Source organism: Stenomitos frigidus ULC18 (assembly GCF_003003795.1).
In the GTDB taxonomy this organism is placed as follows: Bacteria; Cyanobacteriota; Cyanobacteriia; order Leptolyngbyales; family Leptolyngbyaceae; genus Stenomitos; species Stenomitos frigidus_A.
This window is the reverse complement of record NZ_PVWK01000013.1, coordinates 1-10,571: the sequence shown is the minus strand read 5'-3', so window position 1 is coordinate 10,571 and position 10,571 is coordinate 1. Positions and strand designations below refer to the sequence as shown.

General features: G+C 50.3%; 8 protein-coding genes. 5 read left to right on the top strand and 3 right to left on the bottom strand.

The annotated features are described in order from the left end of the window. Positions 1-476: 476 nt before the first annotated feature. Genes C7B82_RS02110 through C7B82_RS02100 form a run of 3 tightly spaced genes read left to right on the top strand, consistent with a single transcriptional unit; the run spans position 477 to position 3,452 of the window. A complete protein-coding gene (locus C7B82_RS02110) occupies positions 477-1,418 on the top strand; it encodes a glycosyltransferase family 2 protein (RefSeq protein WP_106254661.1) in 942 nt (313 codons plus the stop codon). Positions 1,419-1,430: 12 nt separating this feature from the next. Further along, positions 1,431-2,363 carry a glycosyltransferase family 2 protein gene (locus C7B82_RS02105; RefSeq protein ID WP_106254660.1) on the top strand — a complete coding sequence of 311 codons (933 nt, stop codon included), beginning with the start codon at positions 1,431-1,433 and terminating at the stop codon, positions 2,361-2,363. Positions 2,364-2,384: 21 nt separating this feature from the next. Continuing rightward, positions 2,385-3,452, top strand: coding sequence for a glycosyltransferase family 4 protein (locus C7B82_RS02100; protein WP_106254659.1), 1,068 nt, complete (start codon positions 2,385-2,387; stop codon positions 3,450-3,452). On the opposite strand, the gene C7B82_RS02095 is transcribed toward C7B82_RS02100, so the two are convergent. Beyond that, a complete protein-coding gene (locus C7B82_RS02095; RefSeq protein WP_106254662.1) occupies positions 3,435-4,112 on the bottom strand; it encodes a phosphoribosylanthranilate isomerase in 678 nt (225 codons plus the stop codon). The two genes, C7B82_RS02100 and C7B82_RS02095, sit on opposite strands and share 18 nt — an antisense overlap. 142 nt (positions 4,113-4,254) lie before the next feature. On the opposite strand from C7B82_RS02095, the gene psaK reads away from it, so the two are divergent. Next, positions 4,255-4,515, top strand: coding sequence for a photosystem I reaction center subunit PsaK (gene psaK, locus C7B82_RS02090; RefSeq protein WP_106254658.1), 261 nt, complete (start codon positions 4,255-4,257; stop codon positions 4,513-4,515). A 130-nt stretch (positions 4,516-4,645) separates the two neighbouring features. After that, positions 4,646-7,810, top strand: coding sequence for a hypothetical protein (locus tag C7B82_RS02085; RefSeq protein WP_146141025.1), 3,165 nt, complete (start codon positions 4,646-4,648; stop codon positions 7,808-7,810). 105 nt (positions 7,811-7,915) lie between these two features. On the opposite strand, the gene C7B82_RS31865 is transcribed toward C7B82_RS02085, so the two are convergent. Both C7B82_RS31865 and C7B82_RS02080 read right to left on the bottom strand, forming a co-directional pair. Next, positions 7,916-8,092 (bottom strand): hypothetical protein, encoded by a 177-nt coding sequence (locus tag C7B82_RS31865; protein WP_181357312.1) that lies wholly within the window; start codon positions 8,090-8,092, stop codon positions 7,916-7,918. Then, a complete protein-coding gene (locus tag C7B82_RS02080; protein ID WP_106254656.1) occupies positions 8,080-10,125 on the bottom strand; it encodes an amylo-alpha-1,6-glucosidase in 2,046 nt (681 codons plus the stop codon). The genes C7B82_RS31865 and C7B82_RS02080 overlap by 13 nt, the downstream gene beginning before the upstream one ends. Positions 10,126-10,571: the final 446 nt, after the last annotated feature.

The following is a 10,571-nucleotide window of genomic DNA, read 5'->3' as shown; positions in this document are numbered from 1 at the left end:
AACGATTTCGGTTTCCCTCGAAATTGGCTCATTCATGAACCGTTACATACCTGAGCTTTGTAACCCTCAGCTACTTACTTACCAATACTCCTTATAAGTCAAGAAAATCGGGTGTGCCCGAAACTATTTATACGAGATTACGGAATCAAATTGCTCATAGCCGACCTGGAATTACAATTGAACTAACAAAGAGTGAAATGGAACAGCATTTAAGTGGACTTGTAGAAATAACCAAGGCAATAATTAGCCTACAACCTTAAAATATTCACTCGCTCAAGTCTTGGTATGGATTGGGCGATCGCCCAACCCATACCAGCATCAATTTTCGTTTACTGAATCAGTAAGCTGGTACGATCGCATGACGGGGCGGCAGAGTAGACGAACGATCGCTCAACCTGTATGCATCCTGTAAACTTGATCATCTAGCGCTACTAGCGTGACGATTGGCGCTGGTAGAAATTAGCGGAGACTGAAGAATGGTCAGCGAAAACCAAAACCATTACAACGTCGCTGCCTACATTACGGCTTATGAGGATGCGAGCGCTCTTAATGATTGCCTTACAGCGATTCGATCGCAGTTCTATCCCATTAAACAAATCATCATTGTTGACAATTCGACGCGATCGCTAGAGCGTTCTGAAGCAAATCGAGCCGACGATCGCCTCCTGACCTGGCATCATCCTGAAAATATTGGCATTGCGGGAGGCATGACGTTAGCAATCCAGTGGGCAGTGCAGCACGAGTATGATTTTCTGTGGACGTTTGACCAGGACAGCGCTCCGGCTCCTGATTGTCTGGAGCGGTTGCTGCAGGCGTATGCTGAATTGGCAACGGAGGATTATGCGATCGGCATGATGGCACCCACCGCGATCGATGCTCGCACAGGACAAACCGTGAAGCCAAGTCGGTTTTTGGGCGATCGCTTTCGTGGCTTTTTGCCAGACAATGCCATCTCGCCGTATGAATGCGATGCGCCGATTACGTCTGGTGCTTTGGTGTGGCTGCAGACGGTCGATCGGGTAGAGCCTCCAGACATTGGCCTTTTCATCGATGGTATTGATCTAGAGTATGGGTTACGGTTGCGTCAAGCAGGCTTTCACAATTTGGTGGTTCCTGGTGCAAACATGTATCATCGGTTCGGAGAGCCCTTTCAGGTTGAGCTATTTGGTAAAAAGAAGGTCTTTCAGCTTTACTCGCCGCTGCGGTATTACTATATTTGTCGCAATCATACCTATCTTGAATTACGGCACTCAAACGGATCGTATCGGCTCACGTGTTGCTTAAGGCGGATGAAATTCTTACTGTTGACACTCCTCAAAATTTTGGCGTTTGACTCGGATGCAAAGCCTCAAAAAGCGATCGCGTGCATCATTGGTACGTATCATGGGTTTTTAGGGAAACTAGGCAAAACCTGGTAGGACGATGAGTAAATGAATGACAATTGCGCGGTCTTGGTTTCAATTATTTTAGTGAACTATAACGGTGCCAATGTTATGCTGGAGTGTTTGCGATCGCTCCTGCAATTTCTCCATTCTGTGCCCTACGAAATCATCGTTGTTGATAATGCTTCTACGGATGGTAGTGCTGCTTTAGTGGCTGAGAGCGTTCCAACCGTCAATCTCATCAAACAAACAGAAAATCGCGGCTTTGGTAGTGGCAATAATGTTGGTGCCAAACACGCAAAGGGAGAATTTCTTTTTTTCTTGAATACAGACACATTGCTCATCAATGATGTCTTGCCTCATCTGGTGATGCTGATGAAAAACGACCCGAAGATAGGGATTATTGGCACAAAGTTATTGAATGCTGATCGGTCTCTTCAACTTTCGATCGCATCAGAAATTAGTCTTAATGGAGAATATCAAACGCTCAAACAACAGAAGGAATACGCGGTGCCGCAGCAGCGAGAAGCCATTGAACAGAAATTTGAGCAGGAGCAACCCGTCGATATTGTAATTGGTGCCGCCTTTTTTATCCGTAGGGCACTGTTTGAAGCACTGAATGGCTTTGATGAAACCTTTTTTATGTACTTTGAAGAATCTGATCTCTGTCAACGAGCCCGCGATCAAGGTTGGCAGGTTCTCTATACGCCGGAGGTTTCGATCATTCATCTGGGCGGTTACTCCGTAGGGAAAGTATCTGACCAGATGCGGCTAGAATATCGTCGCAGTCAGCTTTACTACTATCAAAAGCATCGACCACTTTGGGAACAGCTGGTTTTAAGAGTCTATTTAGCAGCTAAATTTGCGATCGCCACCTTGAAATCGTCTAACCCAACCGATCTAAAAATACTGCGCTTGATTCTAGACTTTGATCATTATCCAATGAGGCCAAACCAAACTTATGCCATTGGAAAACCATAGTAATCGCTTTGTTCATCCATTATGACCATTTTGGTAAATCTGTCTCCTGTTTTACCGCAACCTACAGGCATTTCTACTTACAGTCTCAATATTGTTAAGGAATTACGATCGCTCAAGCCTGACGTTGTTAGTTCGTTTGAAATTGATGGCTATACATGGCATCGATCGCCCGCTGATTTGACGGCTGAATATGGTTTGCAAGGTCACTTCAAGCGGTTACTCTGGACGCAGTTTCAGCTTCCAAAGTTCTACCAAAAGCTAAATTCTCAGCTATTGTTTTCGGTTTTGCCAGAAGCGCCGTTATGGTCGAGCTGTCGCTCGATTGTGATGGTGCATGACCTCATTCCGCTTCACTTTCCCAAGCGCTTTTCACCAGCAACGTTCTATAACCGCCACTATATTCCTCAAGTATTAAAACAAGCGGAACATATTATCTGCAATTCCAACGCAACGGCTCAGGATATTGTGCGGTTTTGCGACATTTCAGCAAATCAAATTACGTCGATTCCGCTGGCTTATGATGCCCAGAACTTTCAGTTTCTGGATTTACCGACTCAGAATTACTTTCTCTATCTTGGTCGCGTTGCACCCTACAAAAATGTACAACGCGCGATCGCTGCTTTTGCTACATTGCCCCATCATTCAGATTATGAATTTTGGCTTGCAGGCCCACCCGATCAACGTCAACGACCGCTGTTGCAGGCACAAATTGAAGACTTGAAGCTAACCAATCAAGTCAAGTTTTTAGATTATGTGGCTTACGAAGACCTGCCGAGGCTCATGAATCAGGCGATCGGGCTTATCTTCCCTAGCCTGTGGGAAGGCTTCGGTTTACCAGCGCTGGAAGCCATGGCGTGTGGCACACCTGTCATTACTTCTAACCTGTCATCCTTGCCGGAAGTGACGGGTGAGGCAGCACTATTGGTTGATCCGTACAATGTGGGGGCGATCGCTCAAGCCATGCACGAGCTAGTCACCGATTCTCAGCTACGTGCTCACCTGCGTACGGCCAGCCTTGCTAGAGCGAGCCAGTTCAGTTGGGCAAAAACCGGACAGGCGACAGCGGACGTTTTACAACGGTTTAGCTGAAGGCTGCTGTAGCGTTTCGAGCTGGCTAAATAAGCGCGTGACTTCTAGGAGATTTTTATCACCGGGTGCGTACTCGACTCCACTGGAAAGATCGATGCCGTGAGGCTGAGTTTGGCACAACGCATCCAGAATGTTATCTGGCGTCAGACCACCCGCCAGAAACCAGGGACAGGCTGGTCGAAACTGACTGAGCGACGACCAGTCCAGCGTTTTTCCGGTGCCTCCGGGCAATTTTGGATCGTACGCATCCAAGAGGAGGGTATCGACCCAGGCAGCGTAGGCGTTCGCTTGTAGTAGAGCCTCTGCGGTAGAAATACGCAGCGCTTTGATGAGTTCGATCGCCGGGAGCCGCTGACGGAGCCGATCGCAAAACTCAGCAGATTCGTCACCGTGAAGTTGCACCCCGTTAAGCTGACCGATCGCCACTGTTTGACAAATCACTTCAAGGCTGGCGTTGACAAAGACACCGATCCGATCAACGCACGGTACGCCACTGGCCGCCAACGGTAAAGCAGTGACGATCGCCGCAATTTGGTCTGGAGAAGCATGGCGTGGTGAGGCTGGAGCGCAAATGAATCCGAGTGCGGTGGCTCCTAGCTGAGCGATCGTTCGCCCCTGTTCTGGCTTGGTGATCCCGCAAATTTTGACGCGTAGGCCCATTGGTTGCATCGATTGCTTGTATCGAAAAATAACAATTTTCGTTAACTCTTAAAACAAATTCAGCCTTTTTACAGGTTCGCTCCCGATGTATTTTTATAATCCTTCTTGTTTATAAGTTTATCAATGCTTAGGAGGCAGAAAATTGCTTTACACATCTCTGGCGGTTGCACGGACTATTGAATGGTCGCCCAATATTGCCATTGTCATGATTGCCGCAAACCTGGTTGCGATCGCGATCGGTCGCTACGCCATTCAGCGACGTGGTGTGGGTCCTGCCTTGCCCGTACAGGTGCCTGGACTGTTTGAAGGTTTCGGTGTTTCTGAATTACTCGCAACCACCAGCTTTGGGCACATTCTAGGCGCTGGTGTCATCCTGGGCTTGAGCAACGCAGGCATTCTCTAGATCCTGTGCTCTAGGTACTGCTAGCCTTCGCCAGACAGTCGTTTCTGTTGTTGCCTGGTGCAATTTCTTACCTTAGAAAGGCGCACTCGATAACGTGCAGTTGCTAGTTTAATAACACCTACATCAGCCTGTGTCAGAGCGATCGTTCGGCGATCGCTCTGACACAGGCTGTTACGCTTTAGCACTGGCGGTTATAACGACAATGACACCCGAATCCGTGCTTCCGGTGGTTAGTCCTCCTGTCCTGGTAACGCTCTTTACTGGGCTGCTCATTGCTTTTGCCGTGCAGCTCCTCATGACGACGTTTGGTATCGCTGCAGGTATGACTGCTCTGGGATTTTTGCCTAGCGGCCAATCCACCGCAACCGAAGCCGATGCTTCCGCTGAAACAAGCTCTGGCACAGCAGGCAAAATTGGGTTTGCGATCGGGGCGGGAACGCTTCTGACAGTGAATTCAGTATTGTTTACCGCTTGCTTTCTTGCAGTGAAGCTTAGCGTTGTTGGCAGTGTAACGTTGGGAGCAGTGCTGGGCGTTGTGATCTGGTCGGGTTACTTTCTGGTGCTGACGTGGCTCAGCTCGAAGGCAGCAGGCTCGCTGCTTGGTGTGTTAGCTGGTGCCTTTAGTGCGGGTGTGCAGGGGTTGATGACCACTGTAATGTCGGCTTTGAGGCGTCATAAGGGACGCGAGCACAACGAAGCAACGTTGCCAGAAGTGGTAAATAAGCGACTGGCAACGACTGAAGCGACCCTGTCAACCCTGCAAGAGCAGCTAGACACGAATCATCACAACCTTGAAGCGACGCTACAAGAGTACGTGCAGACCCTCCAACCACCAAAACCCGATCTGCAAAGCATCCGGCAGGAAGTGGCCGCTGTGTTGGCTAATGCAGGCCTACCATCCGTTTCAAAAACGGGGTTGGGTCATATCGATCGTCAGGCATTCGTCGATCTGGTCAGTAGTCGCACCGATTTTTCTAAACGGGATGTCACTGAAATCGTGGATCAGCTAGAAGGTGTCTGGCAGGAGGTTGTGGAGACACCCGACCCGATCGCTGACATCACCACTTTCTTGCAGACCGCTAGCCCAGAGGTGTTGACTCCAACAGTTGTGAACGATCGCCTACAGAAGCTGTTGTCAAACGCCCAATCGCATGCGGTGGCGGGTGAACACACCACACAATCGATGGCCTCACCGCTCGAACCGATGCCATTGCTCAAACAACTGGTGCGTACGGTACGCGATCGGGTAGATCTGTCTGATCTTGATGTGGGCGGTATTTTGCAGCAACTTCATGTGTTCATGCCTTCATCTGACCCATCGGATGCCGATCGTGTTGAGCCATTTAACGCCACCATCAAAGCTGATGTGGAAGCTTACTTGCTGAATGCTTACCCGTGGAACTTGACTCGCAAAACGGTGCAGGCAGAATTTACCGATGTAATTTACGACCCAGAGGCAAACCCAGTCGCTGTAAAGAACCAGTTATTGTCTCTTGATCGAGATGTGTTTGTCGCGTTGCTTGAGCAACGGGACGATTTGTCAGCCGCTAAGGTCAGCAAAATCGCCGATCGCCTGGAAGCGGTGCGGCAAGAGGTGCTAAAAACCTTGGATACCGCTATTGCTGAGGCACCTATGCGCGCCTTTAGCCAACAGATTGCCGCATCTTTACAAGCAGTCTCCAAAGCAGAGTTGCAGCCAGCCACCTTCCAGCAACAGTTGCAGACTCACCTTGCGGACTCAGAGCAGTGGAGCGATCGTCTGGAGTCTCTTGATCGCAACAGCATTGCAGCGATGTTGAATGATCGACCTGATTTGAATCAAAAAGAAGTAGAGGCGTTAGCAACGGAGTTTGAAACGGCGCGCGATCGTCTGCTAACAGACCTGCAACAGCGCGAGGCAGACGCTAAAGCAGAGGCAGTAGCGCTCTGGCAAATGTTCGGCGAATATGTGGGCGATCATGATCAAAAGTTGACCGCGCGGACCATTCAACGTCAGCTCAAAACGCTCACCAAAGTCGTTAAAACTGACCTTTCTAGCGTGTACAGGCATTTACCATCGTTCGATCGGGTAAACGCTGAGCAGTGGTTAAACGAACGGGAAGATTTGACCGAGAAGCAGCGGAAACGAATCCTCCCTCAATTAGAAAAAGCCTGGAGTAGTCTCCATACGGCCTCTCACTCTCTTGAAGAAACAGTGGTAGGGAGCCCTCAGCTTCTAACAGTGTTGATGGATTATATACAGCGCCTAGATCCTGAAACATTGAGCATGGATGACTTGCCAAAGGATTTATACCATTACCTGCAGCAACAGCATGTAGACGTTGACTGGCTGGGTCAATTGACTCAAATCGAGTGGAAACCCCTCCTTGAGGAGGTGCAACAACGCTCAGATCTGACGGCAGAGCAACAGCAGCGACTGCTGCACTCTTTGCAGCGATCACTCTACACAATGGGCAAGTTGCCGCGTCGTCTGGCACTGCGTAGCAAACGGCAAGTGCAAAACTGGCAAGACCACTTAAGTGATTACCTCCGCCATGCTGAGAGAGAGGATCTCAGTCCCGATCGTCTGCCACAACTAATCCAATATCTTTTAGCCAACGCTCAAACAGCATCAGGTGTGGCTAGTGACTGGCTAGAGACCCAGCACCTGTCAATACCGAGCCGTGATGGTCTAATCACGCTCCTCTCTGAGCGGGGCGATATGACCGCTGCTGAGATTAACGAGATTATGGAACAGGTGGAAGCGGCACTGCAATACGCGATCGCGCAAGCCCAAGCGCTGCAACAGCAAGTTCAGGAGACACTCGTTACTACATTTGACAAATTGCGTCATGTAGTCACATCGTTGCCACTGCCAGAGCTGGATTACGATCGCATTAAGCAGGATCTGCAGCAGTTGTTTGTTGATCCGCGCGCAGGACTGGAAAGCCTCAGCAGTTCACTAGGAGACACGCTGCGTGGCCAGTTGAGTACCTTGAACCGCGATTCGCTAGCGGCTTTGATTAGTACTCGTGATGATCTTTCCAACGCTTTTACAGAGCAAGTGGTCGATCGCATCGATACGGTGCGTTTAGCGGCGCTATCTCAAATTGAAACCATTCAGCAAGGGGCTCAACATCGTCTTGAGGAGTTGAAACAACAAGCCCAACAGCAAGCAGAAGAGACCCGTAAGGCGGTGGCGATCGCGGCCTGGTGGCTGTTCGTCACTGCGTTTTCTTCTGCTCTCACCGCTGCGATCGCGGGTGCTTTGGCAGTTGGCGGCAGCCAATGGTTTGAGCAATGGCTGGTTCCTTAATGCGGTTAAAAAAGGCCTAAGGAACAGCGGTGTCACTACTCGTCTGTTGGCGATCATGATTTAAAACGCTGAGTTGCCAAGAATTTTTAGAGTGACTGAGAACGCTTAATTTCCTACGCCTACGTAGAGAGATTGCTGTTCGGTGAAGGGATTCAGCCGATCGACGTTGGTTACAGCCGTTTTCATGTGGATTAACCACACCCGACACCCGACACCCAAAGCCTGTGGCTTACTGATCTGAAAACCGCTGTAAGTAACGTTGTCAGGTTTTACTCCTCCCAACCCAGAAGATCCCAGTGACGGAGTAATTCAGCGATCGTCGTGGCATGGGCGATCGCGCCACGCGGTGTATGGGGCGCATCGCCATCAAAAATTTCGGCGACGGCATTCAGGCAACCCTGCTGCTGGAAATGCGTCAGCAGTGGCTGTCGATCAAACGGCACCGGTTCTCCTGGGCAAAATCGACTCCAGGCACGGACAAACGGCCCCAGAAGCCAACTCCAAACAGTGCCCTGATGATACGCCCGATCGCGCTGACCGGGATTGCCACTACACATGCCCCAATACGCTGGATCGCTAGGATCGAGACTACGGAGTCCATAAGGCGTCAGCAACCGATCACGAGCCGTATAAAGTAGTTGGTGCGCTTGTTCTGCTGTAAAGGCACAGTGATGCAGCGACAGGGCTAGCACCGCATTCGGACGAATTGTCGCATCCCGACGATCGTCTGGCTCAATGCGATCGTATAAATAGCCTTGTTGTCCGTGCCAAAACTTTTGCAATGAGGCTTTGACTCGCTCGGCTTGTTCAGCATAACGGCGTGCCTGGTTGAGCAAGCGATCGGCCTTGTCTGTGCCAGGACGGTTTGCTAACAGCGTTGCCCATTGGCTTGACCAACACAGCGCCGAATACCAGAGAGCATTGATTTCAATGGGTTTGCCATGCCTTGGAGTGACGGCTTCGCCAGCAACCAATGTGTCCATCCAGGTCAACGGCGTGCTGGCATCGTCCCACGTAATCAGACCATCTGAAGCATCGATGCGGATATTGTGCAGAGTGCCAGCGGTAAAGGCTTTGTAGATTTGTTTGACCACATCATACTGCTCGGCCAAGAACTCCCAATCTTGAGTCGCTTCCAAATATAGTCCCATCGTTTCGATCCACCAGAGCGCACAGTCGATGTTGCGATAGACGGCATCGCCGCTGCTGTCAGGGAGGATGTTGGGGATGAGGCCCTGACAACTTGATCGTCCCAACCGATCGAGCATTTTGCGTGCGAGTAAGAAGCGCTTGGTTGTCAGTGTGAAACCAGGAATGCAGAGCAATGTATCGCGACTGCGATCGTCGAACCAATGATAGCCAGCCACGATCGCAGGTATTTTCTGAGCAGACTGATAAGCAATAAACTGATCACTGGCTCGCAACAACCGCTCCCACATGACTAGTTTACCGTTGGCAGCCTGTGGCAAGTGCAGAAACTCTCGCCCTCGTCGTCGTTGCTCTGTCTGGATTGCCTCGTCAACGGTTGTAGGGGTTAGCTCTGTTGTCTTAGACGCAGGCAACCCGACCCTTGCTTCCAGTGTCACCGTTTCACCCGGTTGTAGCCAAACGGTTAGATAGCCAGGACTGAACAGATCTTCCAGGTAGTCCAGCCCACGACGGGCTTCTTCAGGATAGTAGTAGTTCCAGTACCAGGTTTCCTCTGGCTGGTAGTGCCCCTGACTCCAGGAAAGCCCCCACGGTGTACCTGTTTTACTTGCCTGCAACGCTTGCAGAAAAACCTGATTGGGACCAACCAACTGCGAGAAGGAAAGGGTGGGCGCTTCTTGCTGGTGATGATGAAAGTCGCGATCGCCAATAATCGGTCGCAGGCGCAAAACGGCCAGTTGAGTCCCTGTATAACGGTATTGCACCAGCACCCGATGAGCCGTTTGACTAGACAAATTTGCCCCAGTCGATCGTCCTTCCGGCGCTAAACCATGCGGCATGACAATCTGGCGGCTCAACTGCCACTGCTCACTTACACCCCAAACCCAGGTGGGTACAGGATCAACGCTAAACTCGCGCAGCAACCGATAGCCCAATGGGTCAACCTTGTCAGCCGTCCAGAAGTTTGTTCCGAAGGCAAAAATGAGTCCATCGACCTCCAGGCTGGCTTCTAAATGGGAGAACAGCAGCGTCCGTTGTCGGGGCGGATCGAGTGCCGCGATTAACCAACCGTGATAAGTACGTGTTCGAGCATCGCAAATCGTACCACTGGCAAAACTACCCAAGCCATTTGTCAGCAGCCACTCTCGTGTATCTAGCTCATTCATCGCAGTTCAGGCTTGTCAGCGCTCTTACCGAATCAGTCAATTAAAAAGGTCTGGAGAGTCAAAAATATCACACTGCACTGCAATTGAGCTACTTAGGGCAACACATAAAGGTCTTACGAACAAATAGTACCCAGGAGTAGGACATTGCAGTGCAATGCCTCTATCAGCATTCGTGGTTGAACTAAGACGTGATTTCTGCACCCGCCCTAAAGCGGTCGTCAGCCGGGATTTGTTTGGGCGCTAGGTTTTCGTTTCGCTGTAGCTAAAGGGCAAAACCCAACTTTTAGAAGTCTTTACCACGATGACAAATTATACCAATTCCTTAAATACCAGCTACAGATAGTGCTGTCCGAATGGAGTTCCAGCCCGCAATCGAAGCAATCACGCCTGGGGTCATCGCTTCCAGCCTTGAGCGCATCAACAAGCGCAATTCATCCAAATGCTTC

Bases quoted from the DNA above. Each gene is read 5' to 3' on its own strand.
- C7B82_RS02110 (WP_106254661.1), top strand. From the start codon at position 477: ATGGTCAGCGAAAACCAAAACCATTACAACGTCGCTGCCTACATTACG.
- C7B82_RS02105 (WP_106254660.1), top strand. From the start codon at position 1,431: ATGAATGACAATTGCGCGGTCTTGGTTTCAATTATTTTAGTGAACTAT.
- C7B82_RS02100 (WP_106254659.1), top strand. From the start codon at position 2,385: ATGACCATTTTGGTAAATCTGTCTCCTGTTTTACCGCAACCTACAGGC.
- C7B82_RS02095 (WP_106254662.1), bottom strand. From the start codon at position 4,112: ATGGGCCTACGCGTCAAAATTTGCGGGATCACCAAGCCAGAACAGGGG.
- C7B82_RS02080 (WP_106254656.1), bottom strand. From the start codon at position 10,125: ATGAATGAGCTAGATACACGAGAGTGGCTGCTGACAAATGGCTTGGGT.